The organism is Alicycliphilus denitrificans, from assembly GCF_044792555.1.
Classification (GTDB): Bacteria; Pseudomonadota; Gammaproteobacteria; order Burkholderiales; family Burkholderiaceae_C; genus Alicycliphilus; species Alicycliphilus denitrificans_A.
Genome location: NZ_CP126238.1, coordinates 3,211,801 through 3,232,155 on the forward strand (window position 1 = coordinate 3,211,801; position 20,355 = coordinate 3,232,155).

Annotated in this window: 22 protein-coding genes; 3 read left to right on the plus strand and 19 right to left on the minus strand. The window is 66.5% G+C overall.

Going from position 1 to position 20,355, the window contains the following annotated elements; translation table 11 throughout:
• Window positions 1-370: 370 nt before the first annotated feature.
• The 12 genes from P7644_RS15255 to P7644_RS15310 form a co-directional block, all read right to left on the minus strand.
• Complete coding sequence (locus P7644_RS15255) at window positions 371-1,795, minus strand: DegQ family serine endoprotease (RefSeq protein ID WP_404303225.1); 1,425 nt, start codon at window positions 1,793-1,795, stop codon at window positions 371-373.
• Window positions 1,796-1,953: 158 nt separating this feature from the next.
• Window positions 1,954-2,580 carry a sigma-E factor negative regulatory protein gene (locus P7644_RS15260; protein ID WP_404300096.1) on the minus strand — a complete coding sequence of 209 codons (627 nt, stop codon included), beginning with the start codon at window positions 2,578-2,580 and terminating at the stop codon, window positions 1,954-1,956.
• A gap of 38 nt (window positions 2,581-2,618) precedes the next feature.
• Window positions 2,619-3,254, minus strand: a complete 636-nt coding sequence (gene rpoE, locus P7644_RS15265; RefSeq protein WP_404300097.1) for an RNA polymerase sigma factor RpoE — start codon at window positions 3,252-3,254, stop codon at window positions 2,619-2,621.
• Window positions 3,251-3,775 carry a hypothetical protein gene (locus P7644_RS15270; RefSeq protein ID WP_404300098.1) on the minus strand — a complete coding sequence of 175 codons (525 nt, stop codon included), beginning with the start codon at window positions 3,773-3,775 and terminating at the stop codon, window positions 3,251-3,253. The genes rpoE and P7644_RS15270 overlap by 4 nt, the downstream gene beginning before the upstream one ends.
• A gap of 48 nt (window positions 3,776-3,823) precedes the next feature.
• Window positions 3,824-5,068, minus strand: coding sequence for a beta-ketoacyl-ACP synthase II (gene fabF, locus P7644_RS15275; RefSeq protein WP_404300099.1), 1,245 nt, complete (start codon window positions 5,066-5,068; stop codon window positions 3,824-3,826).
• Between the two features lie 64 nt (window positions 5,069-5,132).
• A complete protein-coding gene (gene acpP, locus P7644_RS15280) occupies window positions 5,133-5,372 on the minus strand; it encodes an acyl carrier protein (protein WP_003058049.1) in 240 nt (79 codons plus the stop codon).
• Window positions 5,373-5,476: 104 nt separating this feature from the next.
• Entirely contained in the window at window positions 5,477-6,217 is a 741-nt protein-coding gene (fabG, locus tag P7644_RS15285; protein ID WP_404300100.1) for a 3-oxoacyl-ACP reductase FabG, read from the minus strand.
• Entirely contained in the window at window positions 6,214-7,167 is a 954-nt protein-coding gene (gene fabD / locus P7644_RS15290) for an ACP S-malonyltransferase (protein WP_404300101.1), read from the minus strand. The genes fabG and fabD overlap by 4 nt, the downstream gene beginning before the upstream one ends.
• A gap of 55 nt (window positions 7,168-7,222) precedes the next feature.
• Window positions 7,223-8,200: a beta-ketoacyl-ACP synthase III gene (locus P7644_RS15295; RefSeq protein WP_404300102.1), complete on the minus strand. Its 978-nt coding sequence runs from the start codon at window positions 8,198-8,200 to the stop codon at window positions 7,223-7,225.
• A 20-nt stretch (window positions 8,201-8,220) separates the two neighbouring features.
• A complete protein-coding gene (gene plsX / locus P7644_RS15300) occupies window positions 8,221-9,252 on the minus strand; it encodes a phosphate acyltransferase PlsX (protein ID WP_404300103.1) in 1,032 nt (343 codons plus the stop codon).
• Between the two features lie 113 nt (window positions 9,253-9,365).
• Window positions 9,366-9,548, minus strand: a complete 183-nt coding sequence (rpmF, locus tag P7644_RS15305) for a 50S ribosomal protein L32 (protein ID WP_011794326.1) — start codon at window positions 9,546-9,548, stop codon at window positions 9,366-9,368.
• A 132-nt stretch (window positions 9,549-9,680) separates the two neighbouring features.
• Window positions 9,681-10,232: a YceD family protein gene (locus P7644_RS15310; protein ID WP_404300104.1), complete on the minus strand. Its 552-nt coding sequence runs from the start codon at window positions 10,230-10,232 to the stop codon at window positions 9,681-9,683.
• Window positions 10,233-10,258: 26 nt separating this feature from the next.
• On the opposite strand from P7644_RS15310, the gene P7644_RS15315 reads away from it, so the two are divergent.
• On the plus strand, window positions 10,259-10,858 hold the full coding sequence (locus P7644_RS15315; RefSeq protein WP_404300105.1) for a Maf family protein: 600 nt from the start codon (window positions 10,259-10,261) through the stop codon (window positions 10,856-10,858).
• Window positions 10,855-11,637, plus strand: a complete 783-nt coding sequence (locus P7644_RS15320; RefSeq protein ID WP_404300106.1) for an SAM-dependent methyltransferase — start codon at window positions 10,855-10,857, stop codon at window positions 11,635-11,637. The genes P7644_RS15315 and P7644_RS15320 overlap by 4 nt, the downstream gene beginning before the upstream one ends.
• A gap of 2 nt (window positions 11,638-11,639) precedes the next feature.
• On the opposite strand, the gene P7644_RS15325 is transcribed toward P7644_RS15320, so the two are convergent.
• The 7 genes from P7644_RS15325 to P7644_RS15355 form a co-directional block, all read right to left on the minus strand.
• Window positions 11,640-12,074, minus strand: coding sequence for a hypothetical protein (locus P7644_RS15325; RefSeq protein WP_404300107.1), 435 nt, complete (start codon window positions 12,072-12,074; stop codon window positions 11,640-11,642).
• Window positions 12,074-12,496: an SNF2-related protein gene (locus P7644_RS15330; RefSeq protein WP_404300108.1), complete on the minus strand. Its 423-nt coding sequence runs from the start codon at window positions 12,494-12,496 to the stop codon at window positions 12,074-12,076. The genes P7644_RS15325 and P7644_RS15330 overlap by 1 nt, the downstream gene beginning before the upstream one ends.
• Window positions 12,439-13,467, minus strand: coding sequence for an SNF2 helicase-associated domain-containing protein (locus P7644_RS15335; RefSeq protein ID WP_404300109.1), 1,029 nt, complete (start codon window positions 13,465-13,467; stop codon window positions 12,439-12,441). The genes P7644_RS15330 and P7644_RS15335 overlap by 58 nt, the downstream gene beginning before the upstream one ends.
• A gap of 106 nt (window positions 13,468-13,573) precedes the next feature.
• The gene (locus P7644_RS15340) at window positions 13,574-14,614 is read right to left on the minus strand and encodes a S49 family peptidase (protein ID WP_404300110.1); all 1,041 of its coding nucleotides are present in this window, start codon (window positions 14,612-14,614) and stop codon (window positions 13,574-13,576) included.
• Window positions 14,615-14,618: 4 nt separating this feature from the next.
• Complete coding sequence (locus tag P7644_RS15345; RefSeq protein ID WP_404300111.1) at window positions 14,619-14,996, minus strand: Rieske (2Fe-2S) protein; 378 nt, start codon at window positions 14,994-14,996, stop codon at window positions 14,619-14,621.
• Window positions 14,996-15,664, minus strand: coding sequence for an HAD family hydrolase (locus P7644_RS15350; RefSeq protein ID WP_404300112.1), 669 nt, complete (start codon window positions 15,662-15,664; stop codon window positions 14,996-14,998). Before P7644_RS15350 ends, P7644_RS15345 begins: the two co-directional genes overlap by 1 nt.
• Window positions 15,657-16,661 carry an RluA family pseudouridine synthase gene (locus P7644_RS15355; protein ID WP_404300113.1) on the minus strand — a complete coding sequence of 335 codons (1,005 nt, stop codon included), beginning with the start codon at window positions 16,659-16,661 and terminating at the stop codon, window positions 15,657-15,659. Before P7644_RS15355 ends, P7644_RS15350 begins: the two co-directional genes overlap by 8 nt.
• A gap of 557 nt (window positions 16,662-17,218) precedes the next feature.
• Here P7644_RS15355 and P7644_RS15360 point away from each other — a divergent pair.
• Window positions 17,219-20,239, plus strand: a complete 3,021-nt coding sequence (locus P7644_RS15360) for an Rne/Rng family ribonuclease (RefSeq protein ID WP_404300114.1) — start codon at window positions 17,219-17,221, stop codon at window positions 20,237-20,239.
• The last annotated feature ends 116 nt before the right edge of the window (window positions 20,240-20,355 follow it).

Consider the following 20,355-nt stretch of genomic DNA (forward strand, 5'->3'; position numbering starts at 1 on the left):
GCGCGTCAAACAAGCGACGCGCCCTGAACCAACAATCTTTGGCAACTGCGATAGTTGGAGCCTCATTGTAGGCAAAAAGGCCCTTCCGCAAAGGCCAGCCCACCGACGTCAAGGGCCGTTGCCATGGTGCAACGGATATTTATCAACAATTAATCCACAGGACTGCAATACCCTCCGGCAAAAACAGTGCGCAAGCTGTGGAAAACATGCGTGCGGTTCCATGTATTTTCGCATGGCGGGCGAGTTTATAACGGCCTCTTTAGATCCAAGGGCGTCATTCTATCGAAACAGACCCATAGGCCTTTTTTGCAACGGGAAACCCCGGCACCAAAGGCCCCGCGGCTACCCCCAGGATGCTCGCCTGCGAGTGTCAGCGCGACGGACGGATCAGCGTGTACTGCGCCCATTCCCCGCGCCGCAGCAGCACATTGATGGGCTTGCTCTTGTCGATCTTGGCTAGCACGGCCTCGAATTCCTTGAGATTGCGCACCTCGGTGTTGGCCAGCGCGACGATCACATCGTCCGCTCGCAGGCCGGCACGCGCGGCCGCATCATCGGCCGACACCACGCGCACACCACCCTTGATCTTGAGTTCCTTGGCCTGCGCGGGAGTGATCTCCGCCATCACCAGGCCGAGCTGCTGGGCCGCCGTCGAGGGCTTGCTCTTGCCCTCCAGGTCGGCCGCCTTGGCGACAGTTTTCTCATCGGACTCCACCTCGGCGATGGTGATCGATAGATCCCGCGTGGCGCCGCGGCGAAACACCGTGATGCTGGTCTTGGTGCCCGGCTTGGTGTTGCCCACCAGGCGCGGCAGGTCGGCCACCTTGTCCACCGGCTTGCCGTCGTAGCGGGTGATGATGTCACCTGCCTCTATGCCGGCCTTCTCGGCGGGCGAGCCCGTCTCCACGCCGCGCACCAGGGCCCCCTGCGACTTGGCCAGGCCAAGCGATTCGGCCACATCCTTGGACACGGCATCGATCTGCACGCCAATGCGGCCGCGGCTCACGCGCCCGCTGGCGCGCAGCTGCTCGCTCACGCGCATGGCCTCGTCCATCGGTATGGCGAACGAGATACCCATGAAACCGCCGGAGCGCGAGTAGATCTGGCTGTTGATGCCCACCACCTCGCCGCGCATATTGATCAGGGGGCCGCCGGAGTTGCCGGGGTTGATGGCCACATCGGTCTGGATGAAGGGCAGGTAGTCGCCGGTGTCGCGCTGCTTGGCACTGACGATGCCGGCCGTGACCGTGTTCTCCAGCCCGAAGGGCGAGCCGATCGCCATGACCCATTCGCCGGCCTTCAGGCGGCTCACGTCACCCACGCGCACGGCCGGTAGGCCCGTGGCATCTATCTTCACCACGGCAACATCGGTGCGCTTGTCGGCGCCGATGATCCTGGCCTTGAACTCGCGCTTGTCAGCCAGCGTCACCAGCACTTCCTCGGCGCCGTCGACCACATGGGCATTGGTCATCACATAGCCGTCGCTGCTGAGAATGAAGCCGGAGCCCACGCCACGCGGCTGCTCCTCGGGCTGCTGGCGCTGTGGCCCCTGCTGGCGCGGGATCTTGGGCACGGGTATGCCAAAGCGCTTGAAAAACTCCAGCATTTCCTCGTCCATGCCATTCATCGACGGACGCGCACTCACTTTCTCCGTAGTGCGGATGTTCACGACCGAGGGCCCCACCTGCTCCACCAGCTCGGTGAAATCGGGCAAGCCGCGCAGGGCCGGCGCAGACTGGGCATGCACCGGCGCCGGGCTTGCAAGCATGCCGGTAGCACCCACACATGCCACCATCAGTGCCAAGGCGCCAGAGTGCAGCCCTTGTTTCCAATCCATGCTGGATATCATCAATCTATCCCTCCGAAAAAACGCGCCCCACTCCCGTGGGAAATTCGGCTCGAGAAACCGCTTTGTGCGGCAACCATCACAAAACCCGGCGGCAGCTTGCCCCATCAACGCTTGGGCGCATCGAAGGTAGCGTTACGCAAAAAGCCTGCCGGCATCTGCAGCGCAGTGGTCTTGCCGAACTGCTGCGCAGCAAGCAGTTCATCCAGACGCGGGTCGCGGATCATGACCGGCGGCTCCTGAGGGGCATTGGCCGTGGCCACAAAGGCCGGCGCAGCCGCCGCAGGTGGCTGGACCACAGCCAGTTGCGCGCCTTTTGGTGCGGCGCTGCCAGCCAGCCCCGGGTAGGTGTTCCAGCCCAGTGCGGCCACGGCCGCCAAGGAGGCAAACCCTGCGGCAAGCTTCCAGCGAAAGACCGCGGCGTTGGCCGCCTCTCGCGCCTGGGATGCTGCAGGGACGCGCTCCACGGCCGCTTCGCTGAGTGGCACCGCTATCACGGCACCGGGCTGTGGCTCCAGCGCAAGCTGTTCGCGCAACCGCCCCAGCAAGGCCGGATCGGAGACATGCGCCACCTGGGCGCTGCGCAGGGTATCGCCAATCAGGTGATACATGCGCCAGGCCGATTGCCCCTCTTGCGTGCCGGCATAGGCCACGGCATGGGCGAACTCCTCGCCCTGCAATTCGCCGTCGGCCAAGGCCGACAAATGCTCACGCTTCATGTCCTCGTCGTTCATGTGCCACCTGCCATCGCGTAGAACTCTTGCCATACTCACTACCACCGCTTGCCCGTTTGCTTTTCCAGCAAGGGCCTGACCTTCGCCGATATGGCCTCGCGGGCCCGAAAGATACGCGAGCGCACAGTGCCTATCGGGCAGGCCATGGCGACGGAAATTTCCTCATAACTCAAGCCTTCGATCTCCCTGAGCGTGACCGCCTGGCGCAACTCTTCGGGCAATGCCTCCATGGCAGCATTGACTGCGGCTGCAACTTCCTGAGCGGCGAGCACGGTTTCGGGAGTTTCATCGGTGGTTAGTTCGCGATCGAACACGGAAGTTTCATCTTCCTCATCACCGGCACCACGCAGGCTGCTTTCCGCAATCACCGGGTTGCGCTTGATATCCATCAAGGCCTTCTTCGCAGTATTCACCGCAATCCGGTACAACCAGGTGTAGAACTGTGCTTCCCCGCGAAACTGGTGCAGTGCGCGATATGCGCGCAAGAAGGTTTCCTGCGTGATGTCGGGTATCAGGTCCACGTCACGCACCATGCGCCCCACCAGGCGCTCGATGCGGCGCTGGTACTTGATGACCAGCAGCTCGTAGGCACGCTGATCACCGGCAACCGTGCGCTCAACCAGGCGCAGGTCACTGTCGGCAGTTTCAGGAGAGGCTGGGAAGGGTGCTGTCATGTCTGGGTGGGTGCTCCGTCATCCCGCCGGGAGGGTGTTGCGCTCATTGTCTCAGTCATGCCCGGTGCTTGAACTCGGGCGGGGGAATATATTGCACGCCGCAACGCCGGCCACTGCAGAGGATCCGCGCGGCGCTCCAGCCACAGCCATGCAGTGCGCCCCTGCTCTGGCTGCAGGGACAGCAAGATACCCGCCTGCAGATCCAAATGGGCTTGCGGCCCGCCCTGCACGCCCCGGTGGCGCCCTGGCGCAGGATCCTCCAGCAGCCATTGCGCCCCGTCCCAGGCCAAGTGGCCCACGGGCATGGAGCGCCACCCATGCCAGGCTACTGCAGAACAAAAAAACCAGAGTGCCAGGCCTGCAGCGGCCTTGATGGCCACAGCCGCGTTGGCCGTGCCGAACAACAACCAGGCCACGATGCAGCCAAGCCCGCAGGCGGCCACGGCCGCCAGGAAGCAGCCCAGCGCCCGCGAACGGCCATAGGGGTAGCGTACGGCGGGCGCATGCGATGGAGCGCGCATCGCTGCCGCCCTCAATGCGGCCTAAAGTGAGGCCAAGGCGTCAGGCAATCAGATGCGCTGGAATACCAGCGTGCCGTTGGTGCCGCCAAAGCCGAAATTGTTCTTGACGGCGACATTCAGCTTCATGTCGCGCGCAGTGTTGGCGCAGTAATCCAGGTCGCACTCCGGATCCTGCTCGAAGATGTTGGTCGTGGGCGGCACCTTCTGGTGGTGCAGCGCCAGCACGGTGAATACGCTCTCGATGCCGCCAGCGCCGCCCAGCAGGTGGCCGGTCATGGACTTGGTGGAACTCACCACTATCTTCCTGGCATGATCGCCCAGGGCGGCCTTGATAGCATTGGTTTCGTTCAAGTCACCCAGCGGCGTGGAAGTGCCATGGGCATTCAGGTAGTCCACCTGATCGGCATTCAGGCCGGCGTTGCGCAGCGCAGCCTGCATGGCGCGGCGCGGGCCGTCCATGTTGGGAGCCGTCATGTGACCCGCATCGGCACTCATGCCATAGCCGGTGATCTCGGCATAGATGCGGGCGCCGCGTGCCTTGGCATGCTCGTATTCCTCGACTACGAGCACGCCAGCCCCCTCACCCAGCACGAAGCCATCGCGGTCCTTGTCCCAGGGGCGCGAGGCCGTCTTAGGATCATCGTTGCGCGTGGATAGCGCACGCATGGCGGCAAAGCCCCCCACCCCCAGCGGTGACACGGTGGACTCAGTGCCACCGGCGACGATCACGTCGGCATCGCCGTACTCGATCTTGCGGGCGGCCTCGCCAATGCAGTGCAGGCCGGTGGTACAGGCCGTCACTACCGAAAGATTCGGCCCCTTGAAGCCAAAACGCATGGACACATGGCCGGCCACCATATTGATGATGGACGCCGGAACGAAGAACGGCGTGATACGGCGCGGACCGCGGCTTGCCAGCTCGGCATGGGTGTTCTCGATCAGCGGCAGGCCGCCGATACCGGAGCCGATGATGCAGCCTATGCGTGTGGCCAGTTCTTCATCCAGAGCCTCGCCCGTGGGCAGGCCCGCATCGCGCACCGCCTCCTGGGCCGCGGCAATGCCGAAATGGATAAAACTGTCCATGGTGCGCGCATCCTTGGCGCTGATATAGGACTCCAGGTCAAAACCCTTGACCTCACCGGCAATCTTGCAGGAAAAGTTCGATGCATCGAACTTGGTGATGAGGTCAATGCCGGACTTTCCGGCGAGGATATTGGCCCAGGCGTCCTGCACCGTGTTGCCCACGGGGCTGACGCAACCCAGGCCGGTCACGACAACGCGACGACGGCTCATGCGTTAAACCTTTGCTGATCGGATGCTGCGCCCCTGATGTCCCGGGGCTGCGGGCGACGGCGGCTTAGGCCTTCTGATGGGTGTTGGCGTAGTCGATGGCGTTTTGCACCGTGGTGATTTTCTCTGCGTCTTCGTCAGGAATCTCGATGCCGAATTCGTCTTCCAGTGCCATCACCAGTTCCACCGTGTCCAGAGAGTCGGCGCCCAGATCGGCCACGAAGGCCTTTTCATTGGTGACTTGAGACTCTTCCACGCCGAGTTGTTCGGCAATGATTTTTTTGACACGTGCTTCGATATCGCTCATGGTTTCCCTCTGGGGGTTGTGAATGAATCCGCGATTCTAGCCGCTTAAAGACAAAGCTCCCTAGCAGCCCGCCGCACGGATGATCCGGCGAGAACTTGTCTGAACTACATATACATGCCGCCATTGACGTGCAATTCCTGCCCCGTCACATAGCCGGCTCCCGCCGATGCAAGGTATGCCACGGCATGGGCGATGTCGCTGGGCTGGCCCAGGTCGCCCATGGCAATCTGGGACTTGAGCGCCTTCTTCTGTTCTTCGGGAAGGTCGGCCGTCATGTCGGTGGCAATGAAGCCCGGAGCCACGCAGTTCACAGTGATGCCGCGGCTGCCGAGTTCGCGCGCCAGCGCGCGCGTCATGCCGGCCACACCGGCCTTGGCGGCCGCGTAATTGGCCTGACCCGGATTGCCCGAGGCACCCACCACGCTGGTGATGCTGATGATGCGTCCGAAGCGCTGCTTCATCATGGGACGGATGGCGGCACGGCTGACGCGGAACACGGCCTTGAGGTTGGTGTCGAGCACGGCATCCCAGTCGTCATCCTTCATGCGCATGGCCAGCTGGTCGCGCGTGATGCCGGCGTTGTTCACCAGCACATGCAAGCCGCCATATTCCTTGACGATGGCGTCCACCAGCGCGTCCACGGCGGCGCCGTCGGTCACGTTCAGCTTCACGCCCTTGCCGCCCTGGGCCGCCAGCGCCTGGCCGATGCGTGCGGCGCCCTCGTCGCTGGTAGCGGTGCCGATCACGCGCAGGCCGCGCGCGGCCAGCTCGGCGGCGATTGCGGCGCCAATGCCGCGCGTGGCGCCGGTGACCAGCGCGATCTGAGGTTGGGTCGTCTCACTCATGCCAGCAGCTCCTTGGTTTCGGCCAGCGTGGCCGGGTCATACACAGAGGCACCGAGCAGTTCGGGGGCTATGCGCTTGGTCATGCCGGCCAGCACCTTGCCGGGGCCGCATTCGATCACATGGGTCATACCGCGGGCCTTGAGGGCCTGCACGCACTCCACCCAGCGCACGGGGCCAAAGGCCTGGCGGTACAGGGCGTCACGAATGGCGTCGGCATCCTGCTGCACGGCCACGTCCACGTTGTTCAGCACAGGAATCTGCGGCGCGGCCAATGGCAGCGCCGCCAGGGCCGCACGCAGCTTCTCGGCTGCGGGCTTCATCAGGCTGGAATGGAACGGCGCCGACACGGGCAGCGGCAGGGCGCGCTTGGCGCCTGCGGCCTTGAGCAGTTCGCAGGCCTTGTCCACGCCGGCCTTGGTGCCGGCGATCACGGTCTGCGCGGGGTCGTTGAAGTTCACGGCCTCGACCACCTCGGGCGAGCCGGCGCCAAAGCTGGCGGTGGCCTGGGCGCAGCCGGCAATGACCTTGGCGGCGTCCAACCCCAGGATGGCGGCCATGGCGCCAACGCCCACGGGCACGGCCTCTTGCATGGCGGCGGCGCGCAGACGCACCAGCGGAGCGGCCTGGGCCAGCGTCAGCACGCCAGAGGCGACAAGCGCGGAATACTCACCCAGCGAATGCCCGGCCACGAACGCCGGCAGCGCGCCACCCGCGGCGCGCCACGCGCGCCACGCGGCCACGCCAGCCACCAGCATCACGGGCTGGGTGTTGGTGGTCAGGGCCAGAGCCTCCTTGGGGCCGCTGTGAATCAACGCAGCCACATCCTCGCCCAGTGCGTCGGATGCTTCGCGTAGCGTCTCAGCCACCACGGGGTGGTCACCCCAGGCGTCCAGCATGCCCACCGACTGCGAGCCCTGGCCAGGAAACACAAAAGCAAAAGTTTTAGACATGGTCAACTAATTTGATAAAAAGTGGCTGTAACGCTTATAGAACAAGCGTTACAAGCTACATTTTCAGGAGTACCGCGCCCCAGGTAAAGCCACCGCCAACGCCTTCGAGCATCACAGTCTGGCCCGGCCGGACCTGGCCAGCGCGCACGGCATGGTCCAGCGCCAGCGGGATGGAGGCCGCCGAGGTGTTGCCATGCTGGGCCACCGTGACCACCACCTTGTCCATGGGCAGCTTCAGCTTGCGCGCCGTGCTCTGCATGATGCGGATATTGGCCTGGTGCGGGATCAGCCAGTCGATGTCGGCATCGGTGAGCCCCGCCTTGTCCAGCGCGGCGCGCGCAGCCTTTTCCAGCACGCCCACGGCCAGCTTGAAGACCGCCTGGCCATCCATCTTGAGCAGCGGATCGCCCAGAATCTGCCCGCCATAGACATTGCCCGGCACGCACAGAATACCCACATGGCTGCCATCGGCATGCAGTTCGCAGGCCAGGATGCCCGGCTCATCGGACGCCTCCAGCACCACGGCGCCGGCGCCGTCGCCAAACAGCACGCAGGTGGTGCGGTCCTGGAAGTCCAGGATGCGGCTGAACACCTCGGCGCCCACCACCAGCGCGCGGCTGGCGGCACCGGACTGGATCATGGCGTCCGCCACCGTCAGCGCATAGACGAAGCCGCTGCACACGGCCTGCACGTCGAAGGCCGGGCAGCCGCTCACACCCAGCTTGTGCTGCAGGATGCAGGCGCTGGAGGGGAACACCATGTCCGGCGTGGACGTGGCGACGATGATCAGGTCAATGTCCTTGGCCTCGCGGCCGGCAGCCTCCAGCGCTCGGCGCGCGGCCTGCAGCGCCAGGTCGCTGCTGGTCACATCGCGTTCGGCAAAGTGGCGCGCACGAATACCCGTGCGCTCCACTATCCAGTCGTCAGAGGTCTCGACACCCTGTGCGGCCAGCTGGGCCACCAGATCGTCATTGGTCACACGGCGCGGCGGCAGATAGCTGCCGGTGCCGGTAATGCGGGAATAGCGTCTCATCGATAGGGGGCCGTGGCCGGTCAGGGTGTGGGCTGGGCGTCTGCAGCCGCCAACAGAGGGGCCGCATGCGCAACCCGCGCCCGGACGCGGTCGAGCAGGTTGTTGCGGGCCGCATCATACGCCCGGTTCAAGGCCTGCTCGAAGGCCAGCACGTCGGCCGAACCATGGCTCTTGAACACCAGGCCGCGCAGGCCCAGCAGCGCGGCGCCGTTATAGCGCCGGTGATCCATGCGCCGCATCAGCGCTGACAGCACAGGATAGGCAACGATGGCTGCCATTTTCGTGAAGATGCTGCGCGAAAACTCCTGTTTGAGCCCGCCGACAATCATTGCGGCGACTCCTTCGCTGGCCTTCAGGGCCACGTTGCCGACAAAGCCATCACAGACCACGATATCCACCGTGCCCTTGAAGATGTCATTGCCCTCGACATTGCCATGGAAGTTCAAATCACCCACATTGGCAGCAGAACGCAGCAGTTCGCCGGCCTTCTTGATTTCTTCGCTGCCCTTGATCGCCTCTTCGCCAATATTGAGCAGCCCCACCAACGGTTCGTCGCGCTCCTGCAGCACAGACACCAGGGCCGAGCCCATGACGGCGAACTGCAGCAGGTGCTCGGCCGTGCAGTCCACGTTCGCGCCCAGGTCCAGCACCGTGGTGGCGCCGCCCTGGGCATTGGGCAACTGGGTGGCAATCGCCGGGCGGTCTATGCCCTCCAGCGTCTTGAGCAAATAGCGCGCGATCGCCATCAGCGCACCGGTATTGCCCGCCGACACGGCGGCCTGCGCCGTGCCGTCCTTGACCTGCTGGATGGCCACGCGCATGGAAGAGTCCTTCTTGCGCCGCAAGGCCACCTCCACCGGATCGTCCATGGCCACGACCTCGGAGGCCGCGATCACCGAGGCGCGCTCATGCACCAGGCCCTGCAGGCTGGCGGGCTGACCCACGAGCAACAGGCGGGCGTCAGGATGGTGCTCCAGGAACTGGCGGCACGCGGGAAGCGTGACGTCGGGGCCATGGTCGCCCCCCATGCAGTCAACAGCCAGTGTGATCATCGGCGCAGAGTCGGTCCGTCAGGTGGTCTATGAAAAACTGTGGCACAGGCCCAAACAACAAAGGCCCGCGCTACATTATATGTAGCAACGGGCCCGAGGTTGCGCAGTCTGAATCAGGCTTCGGACTTGTTCTTCAGCACCTGGCGGCCACGGTAGAAACCATTGGGGCTGATGTGGTGGCGCAGGTGGGTTTCGCCGGTGGTGGGCTCCACGGCAATGCCGGGCACCGTCAGGGCGTTGTGCGAACGGTGCATGCCGCGCTTGGAGGGGGACTTCTTGTTTTGCTGAACAGCCATGGTTGGCTCCTAGGGTCTTGAAAGGGTTGGTAAAAACGCGATCAGCCCATTAAAGACACGAGGGATTTCGCGCGAAGCCTGTGATTATATGACAAATGCGTTTTCACCCCAGGCACAGCGCAAACCGGGCGATCATTGCTCCGGCTTGTCCTTGTGCAGCCCCGCCAGGGCCGCAAACGGATTGGGCTTCTGCGCACTGGCCTGCTCAAAGTCTGCATCGCTTGACGCGAGCCGGACCTCGGCGGGGCATTCGTCATGGCGCGGCACCACGGGCAGGGCCATGATCAGTTCATCCTCTATCAGCTCGCGCAGGTTGAACTCACGGCTGAGCGCCAGCAGGTCTTCCTCGCTGTCGCTGTCGAGCGCCTCGGCTGTAGCCTCGTCGGCGACGAAGCGGAACTCGCGCTCCACCTCCAGCGGCACATCCACCGTGTGCAGGCAGCGTTGGCAGGTCAAAGGCAGGCTGGCACTGGCCTTGATCCGCAACCAGATCTGGGCGTCCATGCCATGGATGGTGCGCACCTCGCCATCGACCATCCAATCCACGCGCAGGTCGGGGTGCAGGCCCTTGGCCTCCTCAGCCAGACGCTGGTACTTCAGCAGCGTGTCATGACCGGACAGGTGAGCGCCGGCCTGGGCGAAGGCCTTGACGTCCAGCCGGTCGGGGGAATATTCCTTGGTCATGGCGGTCAGTGTAAGAGAATCGGCGCATGCTGCAATCCTCCCCCCTGCCTCGCTCCCTGGTATTGGGATCGACCTCGCGCTACCGGCGCGAACTCCTGGCACGCCTGGGCCTGCCGTTTGAAGTGGCCGCTCCCGCGGCGGATGAAACCCCACTGCCCGGCGAAGACCCGCGCACCCTGGCGCTGCGCCTGGCACTGGCCAAGGCCCGCGCGGTCGCAGCGCAGCACCCCGATGCCGTCGTCATCGGCTCGGACCAGGTGGCCGACCTGGATGGCCAGCCGCTGGGCAAGCCCGGCAACCACGAGCGCGCCACGGCGCAGCTGCGCCGCATGAGCGGCCAGACCGTCATCTTCCAGACCGCCGTGGCCGTGGTCTGCCAGGCCGCGGGCTTCGAGCAGGTGGACCTGGCCCCGGTGCGCGTGCGCTTTCGCGAACTGTCTGACGCCGAGATCGAACGCTACCTGCGCTCCGAGCAGCCCTACGACTGCGCCGGCAGTGCCAAGAGCGAGGGCCTAGGCATTGCCCTGCTGGACGCCATTGACAGCGACGACCCCACGGCCCTGATCGGCCTGCCGCTGATCCGCACCTGCCGCATGCTGCGCGCCGCGGGGCTGGTGCTTCCATGAGTAGTGCGCCCCCTCCCGGTACGCTGTATCTGGTGCCCGCACCGCTGGACTTTGGCTGCGACGGCGAAACCGCGCTGGCCGAGGTGCTGCCCGAAGGCACGCTGCGCCGGGCGGCACAGCTGACGCACTGGATCTGCGAGAACGCCAAGAGCTGCCGCGCCTATTTGAAGCGCATAGACGCCCTGTACCCGCTGGCCGCGCCCCTGCAGCAGCAGCAGATTGCCGAGCTGCCGCGCGAGGTGCACAAGAAGGGCGACCACGGCGGCAAGGGCCATGCCAGTTTTGACGCCAGGCCCCTGCTCGCCCCGCTGCTGGCGGGCCATGACATGGGCCTGACGAGCGAAGCCGGCATGCCCGCCGTGGCCGACCCGGGCAGTTCGGTGGTGCGCGCCGCGCACGAGCTGGGCGCGCGCGTGCTGCCGCTGGTCGGCCCGGTGTCGCTGCTGCTGGCGCTGGCGGCCAGCGGTCTCAATGGCCAGAATTTTGCCTTCGTCGGCTACCTGCCCCAGGATGCGGACGACCGCAGCCAGCGCATACGCCAGTTGGAAGCCCTGGCGCTGAAGACCGGCCAGACACAGCTCTTCATCGAGACGCCCTACCGCAATGCCGCGCTATGGCAGGCGCTGCTGCACACCCTGCGACCGGACACCCGCCTGGCCGTGGCCGCGGGACTGACACTGACCCAGGGCCAGGTGCAAAGCCGCAGCGTGCGCGCGTGGCAGCAGCAGGCGCTGCCTGCCGACAAGCACACGCCCGTGGTGTTTGCCGTCGGGGCATAGCCTCAGGCGCTCGTCTTCCTGGGGGCGGCCTTTTTTGCTGCCACCTTCTTTGCCGGTTTGGCCGGGGCTGGCGCATCAGGCTTCGCCAACGCAGCCTTGGCCGCCGCAGTCCGCCGCTTGCCCGGCGCAGATTCGACGAACACCTCTGCCGCCGCCAGCGCGATACCAAACACGTCTGCGAGGGCGGCATCCTCCAGCACCCTGGCCCTGGCCGGCTTTTTCTTCGGGGCGGAAAGCACGGTGGCCTGGGCCGTGAGCAGGTCGTTGGCGTCCACCTGGCGCAGCACGAACTGGGTGAAGACCAGCATCTTTTCCTGCCGCGCGGCCACGGTCTCGGCGATCTCGCGCAGGCGCGCGAACTTGCCGCTGGCCTCGGGCAGCCAGGCGCCGTCGCCCAGCCACTGCGAGGGGTGGTTGCAGATCTGTTTCAGGCGCATCAGAAACGAGAGCGTTCCATGCCCTCTGATCGCTCCAAAGCCTGCTCCAGCGCCTTGACGGCCTGCTGGTAATGCGTGGCCTGCACGACCGTGAGGTGGCACCAGGCGGCGACCTCGGTCTTGTCGGGCAGGTCGGCAATGACGCGCTTGTCGCTCTTCAGGCGCCGCAGGATGTAGGGCCCCACCAGCTGGCGCAGCGGCGCGTACTGGCCCGTTGCCGCCAGCCGTTTGGCAAAGCTGGCAAACACGCGCTCGCTGCCCAGCAGGCCGGGGTGGGTGAAGTCGAAAAACGACCACAGATCGGACAGGCGGTTCTCGACCGGCGTGCCCGTGAGCGCGATGCGCGTAGCGGCCTGCAGCTTCTTCACCGCGCGCGTCTGCTGGGCCACCGGGTTCTTGATCGCCTGGGCCTCGTCCAGCACGGCCAGGCGCCAGCGCTACGCGCCCAGGGCCGGGGCGCGCGACAGCTGGCCGTAGGTGGTGATGACCAGGGCATGGCAGAGAGCCCCGCACCGCCCGCCAGCTGGCTGCCCAGCGCCGCACGCACCCTGGGCCGCGCCGGGCGTCCGCCGCGCCACTGGGCGGGCATGCGCACGACGATGCCCGCGGCCTCCATGCGCGGAGAATCGGTGAGAAAGCGCACGGCGTCCGGCACCTCCCAGCGCAGCGGGTGGTAGATCTCGCCCGCCTCCACCATCTCGGCGATCCAGGCGCAATCCGCCGCGGCGCGCTGCACCGGCATCAGCAGCGACAAAGGCTGCGCCTTCTTGCGCGTACCGGAAAACTCCTTGAGCGCCTGCGACAGCGGCACATGCTGGGCCTTGCCATGCGCCGACAACCGGGTGGTGTAGGTGGCGAGGAAGGCAAAGGGCGCGTCCGGATCCTTGCGGTTTTCCGCCAGGTTGAAATGCACGCGGCCCACCAGCTTCCAGGCGGGGTAATGGCTCGCGAGGAATTGCGGCAGGGGTAGCCCGGACGCCGCGCAGCCCGCGTGCAGCGCGGCTTTGATGCTCTGCCACAGCGCCAGCAACACCTCCACGCTCAGGTACTCGGCCCCGGCCATGGGCGGCGCGTTCAGCAGCTGCGCCCGCAGCGCGGCGGCGTCGGGCGGGGGCACGGCCGCTGTCGCACCCTCATCGCCCGGCTGCGTGGTGCACAGGGCCGTGAAGTAGCGCACGGCCCAGTCCCGCCACCAGGCCCAGGCCGGCGGCAGGGCGCTGGCCACGCACACCCCGCCCAGATGCAGCAGGCCCGGCCCCGCACCTTGCGCGAAGGCGGCGGCAATGCCGTCGTGCAGGGCTTCGGGCAGAGGGGCGGCCTCGGGCTCAAGACGGCAGGACAGATGGCCCGCCGGGGACAGTGCAAGGGCCAAGAAGGCGGCAGGGGGCTTCATATCGCGGGAAGTGCCGCAGGCAGGCAATTTATGGGAAAAATCGGCTGCAGCCCAATACCATAAAACGCTGGTAGCTATGATTTTTTAAAACTGCCGCGCGCAAACCTCAGCGCAGCGCCGGCGCCGCCCGCATGCCGTGCAGCACCACCTCGCCGAACGTGGCGCCGAACTTGCGCACCAGGCGCTCGGCCACGTTGTCGCGGCGCGTGTAATCGATCACGTCCTCGGCCTTGACGATCTCGCGCGCCACATAGTCCAGGCTGCCGAACTGGTCGGCCAGGCCCATGTCCACCGCCTGCTGTCCGGTCCAGAACAGGCCGCTGAAGGTCTCGGGCGTGGTCTTCAGGCGCTCGCCCCGGCCCTTCTTGACCGCGGCGATGAACTGCTGGTGGATCTGGTCCAGCATCTGCTGCGCGTAGCCGCGCTGCGTCGCGGACTGCGGACTGAAGGGATCCAGAAAGCCCTTGTTCTCGCCCGCGGTGAGCAGGCGACGCTCCACGCCGAGTTTCTCCATGGTGCCGGTGAAGCCAAAGCCGTCCATGAGCACGCCGATGCTGCCCACGATGCTAGCCTTGTCCACGAAGATATCGTCGGCCGCAGCGGCAATGTAGTAGGCGGCCGAGGCGCAGGTTTCCTCCACCACGGCATACAAGGGCTTGTTGTGCTTGGCCTTCAGGCGCACGATCTCATCGTTGATGATGCCGGCCTGCACCGGGCTGCCGCCGGGCGAGTTGATGAGCAGCACCACGGCCTTCGAACCCGAGTCCTCGAAGGCGCTCCTCATGGCGGCCACGACGAACTCGGCGCCGGCCTCGGCGCCGGCGGCAATCTCGCCCTTGACGTCCACCACCGCCGTGTGCGGCGCGCTCTTGGCGGCACTGGTGATGTCGCGCTGCATGGCCATCCAGACCAGCAGCGCAACCAGGGCTATCCAGCCAAAGCGCCAGAAGTTGCGCCAGCGCCGCGCCGCGCGCTGTTCGGCCAGGGTGCCCAGGACGAGCTTTTCCAGCAGCTCGCGCTCCCAGCCAGGGGCCGAGGACATGGTTTTTTTTGCTTCTTTTTCGGTAGCTGTCCGCGCCCACAGGTCGCTGGGTTGAGGCTGATTTCCCTCGAATCCAGTGGGTTCGGTGCGGGTGGGATCGGTCATGGTGTCAGAACGCTACGGTGTGCAGATCGGGGGCAGTATGCCAGTACACCGTGCCAGCTTCCTCACTCAAAAACACCTTCACCAGCGGCCCGCGGGCCGGACCGCCAAGGCATTCCCCGGTGTCGGGAGCAAACACCGCGCCATGGCTGGCGCAGATGAGCAGGCAGCCGCTGTCGTCAAAGAAATGTCCTTCCCGCAAGTCCATTTCCATGGCCACATGGGTGCAACGGTTCAAATAGGCATGGACCCGCCCTTCGAAACGCACGGCAAAGGCGCGCAGGTTCTGGCCGCGGTGGCAGACCTCGAAGGCCACTGCCAGGCCGCCGTCGACCAGCGCCGCGCTGGCGCACAGCACTATGCGCTGCGTATCGGGCGTGGCCATCAGGCATGCTCCAGCAGCCAGCGGTGCAGCTCGGCCACGGAAGGGAGCACGCACAGCGGGCCCAACGCGGCAAATTCCGCCTGGTCATGCGCGCCATAGCCCACGCCCAGGCTGGCGCAGCCGGCCGCGCGTGCCATCTCCAGGTCATGCGTGGTGTCGCCGATCATCAAGAGGCGCTCGGGCGCCACGCCGAACTCGGCCATCAGCTCCTGCAGCATCAGCGGGTGCGGCTTGCCGGCGGTCTCGTCGGCCGTGCGCGAGCCGTCGAACATGCCGCGCAGCTGCACCAGCTGCAACACCTGGTCCAGGCCGCGCCGGCTCTTGCCCGTGGCCACGGCCAGCAGGTGGCCGCGCGCGCGCAGCGCCTGCAGCATGGGCAGTACGCCGGGAAACAGGGTCACATCGTCCTGGTGCTGCAGGTAGTGGTAGCGGTAGCGGTTGCCAAGCTCGGTGTAGCGCTCGCGCGGCACATCGGGCGCGGCATGGGCCAGGGCCTGGGGCAAGGCCATGCCGATGACCCAGGCGGCAGCCTCGTCGCTGGGCACGGCGCCGCCGACATCGCGCACCGCATCCTGGATGCTGCGCACGATGATGGCGGTGGAGTCGAACAGCGTGCCGTCCCAGTCGAAGGCGATCAGGTCGAAACGGCGCGGGCGAAATTCAGGCATGGGAGGGCTCGGTCAAAAAAAGAAAATCCGCCAGCTCGGGCGGCAGCTCGGCACGCAGTTCCAGGCGCTCGCCGCCGGCCGGGTGGTCGAACTGCAGGCGCCAGGCGTGCAGGAACATGCGCCTCAAACCCCGCTTCTGCAGCCGCTTGTTCAGATCGAAGTCGCCGTATTTGTCATCGCCCGCGATGGCGTGGCCCTGGGACGCCAGGTGCACGCGGATCTGGTGCGTGCGTCCGGTCTTGATGGTCACCTCCAGGAGGCTCATGGCCGGCAGGCCCTGCCGCGGGCGTGCCGGGAGCTGCTCGCGCACCTTGACCAGGGTGATGGAACGCATGCCATCCGGGTCGTCCGGTGTGGTCACGCGCACGCGGCGCTCGCCGTCGGCCTGCAGGTATTTGTGCAGCGGCAGGTCGATGACCTTCTTGTTGGCCGGCCACTGGCCCGTGACCAGCGCCAGGTAGGTCTTGCCCGTCTCGCGCTCGCGGAACTGGTCCTGCAGGTGGGTCAGCGCCGAACGCTTCTTGGCCACCAGCAGGATGCCCGAGGTCTCGCGGTCCAGCCGGTGCACCAGCTCCAGAAAGCGCGCCTCGGGCCTGGCGCGCCGAAGCTGCTCGATGACGCCAAAGCTCACGCCGCTGCCGCCATGCACGGCCACGCCGGCGGGCTTGTCCAGCGCAATCAGGTGCTCGTCTTCGAGCAGGATGGGGAACTCGCGCGCGGGCGCGGGGCGCTCGGCCTTCTCGGCCACCTTGTCGGACACGCGCACGGGCGGCAGGCGCACCAGGTCGCCCGCGGCCACGCGCGCGTCGGCGCTGCTGCGGCCCTTGTTCAGGCGCACCTCGCCGCTCCTGATGATGCGGTAGACATGGGTCTTGGGCACGCCCTTCAGGTGGCGTATCAAAAAGTTGTCCAGGCGCTGGCCTGCGGACTCGGCGTCGACCTCGACGGTGCGGGCCGTCGGGCCCGGGCTGGGTTTGCCCTCTATAATCTGTTTCACCTGCGCGACGGATGTGTAAGCGGTTGATGTGTCTGGAGTTTAGTGGACACGCACCCGGCTCGACGCGCAGTCTGGTGAATGCCCAGGCGCATAGTGCGCGGTTTCTAGCGCCGCTCCTTGCACCAGAGGCTGACGCATCGAACGACTGAAACACGGAATACAAGCCGACACCGCCTCCACCAGAGTGCGGCGCTCGGCGGATCAAAGCGAAATCATGTGGGTTGTACTGGCTTGGATTGTGTCCTTTTGGCAAGAGCGCCAGCGCTTGCCTATGGCACAAAAACCGGCTGAAACGCCCAACCGGAAAGCGCAAGCAGCTCCTTTTTTTGAAGCCGCACTCCCCGCAATCCGGCTCGCCCCCATCCACGCCCCTCCTCCCTGCCCGCGCAGCTGACCCAGCCGCGCGGCCGTGGTGCGACCCGGCCTTTCCTTCTTTGGTTTCGATGCGCCAGTCCAGGCATTGACGGCCCCCTCCAGGGGTGTTTGTTTGGATATGAGACGCGGGCAGCGCTGTGCTGCGCCCGCACAAGAACAACGCATTGAAAAGGACACGCATCATGAAACGGATGCTCATCAACGCCACGCAGCCCGAAGAGCGCCGCCTGGCCATCGTGGACGGCCAGAAGCTGCTGGACTACGAGATCGAAATCGAAGGGCGCGAACAGCGCAAGGGCAACATCTACAAGGCCGTGGTGACGCGCGTGGAGCCGTCGCTGGAGGCCTGCTTCGTCGATTACGGCGAGGACCGCCACGGCTTCCTGCCGTTCAAGGAAATTTCCAAGCAGTACTTCGCCGAGGGCGTCTCGCCATCCCAAGCGCGCATCAATGACGTGATCAAGGAAGGCCAGGAACTCATCGTCCAGGTCGAGAAGGAAGAGCGCGGCAACAAAGGGGCGGCGCTGACCACCTTCATCAGCCTGGCCGGCCGCTACGTCGTGCTGATGCCCAACAACCCGCGCGGCGGCGGCGTCAGCCGCCGCATCGAGGGCGAGGACCGCGCCGAGCTGAAAGAGGCCATGGACCAGCTCGAATACCCCAAGGGCATGTCCATCATCGCGCGCACGGCCGGCATCGGCCGCAGCGCCCCCGAGCTGCAGTGGGACCTGAACTACCTGCTCAAGCTGTGGAGCGCCATCGACGGCGCCGCCAAGGCCGGCAGGGGCGCCTTTCTGATCTACCAGGAATCGAGCCTGGTGATCCGCGCCATCCGCGACTACTTCAACGCCGACATCGGCGACATCCTGATCGACACCGACGACATCTACGAGCAGGCGCAGCAGTTCATGGCACATGTCATGCCCGAGCAGGCCGCCCGCGTCAAGCGCTACCGTGACGACGCGCCGCTGTTCTCGCGCTTCCAGATCGAGCACCAGATCGAGTCGGCCTACGCCCGCACCGTGCAGCTCCCCTCGGGCGGCGCCATCGTCATCGACCATACCGAGGCGCTGGTGAGCGTGGACGTGAACTCGGCGCGCGCCATCAAGGGCGGCGACATCGAGGAAACCGCCACGCGCACCAACCTGGAGGCCGCCGACGAGGTGGCGCGCCAGATGCGCCTGCGCGACCTGGGCGGACTGATCGTGATCGACTTCATCGATATGGAGGAGTCCAAGAACCGCCGCGAGGTCGAGAACCGCCTGCGCGACGCCCTGCGCCAGGACCGCGCACGTGTGCAATTCGGTTCGATTTCCAAGTTCGGCCTGATGGAGATGAGCCGCCAGCGCCTGAAGCCCTCGCTGTCCGAGGGCGCGCATATCCGCTGCCCCCAGTGCGACGGCACCGGCCATGTGCGCGACACCGAGGGCTTCTCGCTGCAGATGCTGCGCATGATCCAGGAAGAGTCCATGAAGGACAGCACCGCCGCCGTGCACTGCCAGGTGCCGGTGGAGGTGGCCAGCTTCCTGCTGAACGAAAAACGCAACGAGATCGCCAAGATCGAGCTGCGCAAGCGCGTCTCGGTGATGCTCATCCCCAACAAGAGCCTGTCCACGCCACACTACAAGCTCGAGCGCCTGAAGCACGACGACCCGCGCCTGGAGCACCTGGACGCCAGCTACAAGCAGGCCGACACGGTGGAAGAGCCCACCAGCGTCACGCGCCGCTCACAGGAACCGACGAACAAGCAGCAGCCCGTGATCAAGGGCGTGCTGCCCGACGCGCCTGCCCCCGTGGCCGCGCCACGCCCCGAGGGCGCCGCCCGCGGCCAGAGCCAGCCGCGCACGGCCGCACCCGCGCCGCAGCAGCCGCGTCCGGCACCGGCACCCGCCCCGGAGCAAGGCTTCTTCGCCTGGCTCAAGAGCCTGTTCGGCTTTGGCCCCGCCCCCGCACCCGTGGCCACACCGGCGCCGCAGCCCAGCGAAACCGCTGCACGCCCGGAAGGGCGCCGTGACAGCCGCAGCGGTGAGCGCGGCAATCGCCGTGGTGGCGAACGCAGCGGTGAGCGCAGCGGCAACCGCGAAGGCGGCAATGGCGAAGGCCGTGGCCGCCGCGGCGAGCGCCCAGCCGCCGAAGGCCGCGACAACCGCGAGGCGCGCAGTGGCCGCGACGGCGAGCGCCGCGGCGAGCGTGCCGAAGGCGAGGGCCGCCGCGAACCACGTGAGGGTCGCAGTGGCCGCGAGCGCGGCGAACGCGCCGCGCAACAGCCAGCCACCGACCTGGCCGCGGTGAATGCCCCGGCAGTTGCCGTCGACAGCATCGAGACTCCGGACACGCAAGAGCGTGCGCCGCGCAGCGGCGAGCGGCGTGAGCGTGGCGAGCGTGGCGAACGCCGTGAGCGCACTGGCGAGCGCCGCCCGCGCGGCACCGACGCCCATGCCGCCGTGCCGGCCGCAGACTTTGCTGACACCGCGCCGATAGCCTCGCTGCCCGACCTGGACCTGACGGCCACCGAGATCGCTCCCGCCGCGCCCGAGACCGCCAACGGCGGCGAGGAGCGCCGCGAACGCCGCTCACGCGACCGCTATGGCCGTGACCGCCGCGAACGTGGCGAGCGCGCCGAGCGCGGCCCGCGTCCGGGCGATGCCAACGAGAGTGCCGCCCCGGCCCCGCTGATGGAGTTCGACCTTTCCGCCGCCCCGGCCCCAGCCGTGGCCGAAGAGCCTGCGCGCGAACCCGCACGCCGCAGCTACTTTGCCGGGCCGGCTGCCGAGCCCGCTGCCGCTCCGGTGGCTCAGCCCGTCACGCCGCCCGCAGCTGCAGAGGCCAGCCCGGCCCCTGCCGCCGCACCCGCCGTGGCCGAGGCACAGCAGGCGCCCGCCGCAGCCGACCTGTCCCCGGCACCGATCGCACCGGCCGAAGCTGCGACGGCCACCGGCATGCCAGCCGTGCAGGCCTTCACGCTGCCCGTCGAGGCGCTGCAGCAAGTCGCCCGGGCCTCGGGCCTGGAGTGGGTGAACTCCGACGCCGACAAGATCGCCGCCGTGCAGGCCGCCATCGCCGCCGAGCCCAAACCCGTGCATGTGCCGCGCGCACGCCCGCCCGTGGTGGTACTGGACAACGGCCCGCTGGTGCTGGTGGAAACCCGCCGCGACCTGCGCGAGTTGCAACTGCCGTTCGAGAAGGAAGGCACCTCCGCCTAAGCTGCGAAGGCCTGTACGGCCTCACGCCATGGCACCGGGGGCAATCGCCCCCGGTTGCGTTTTATCTATGTAAAAAACATAGCTGCCAGCGTTTGAACCATAAGGGTTAGATCCCG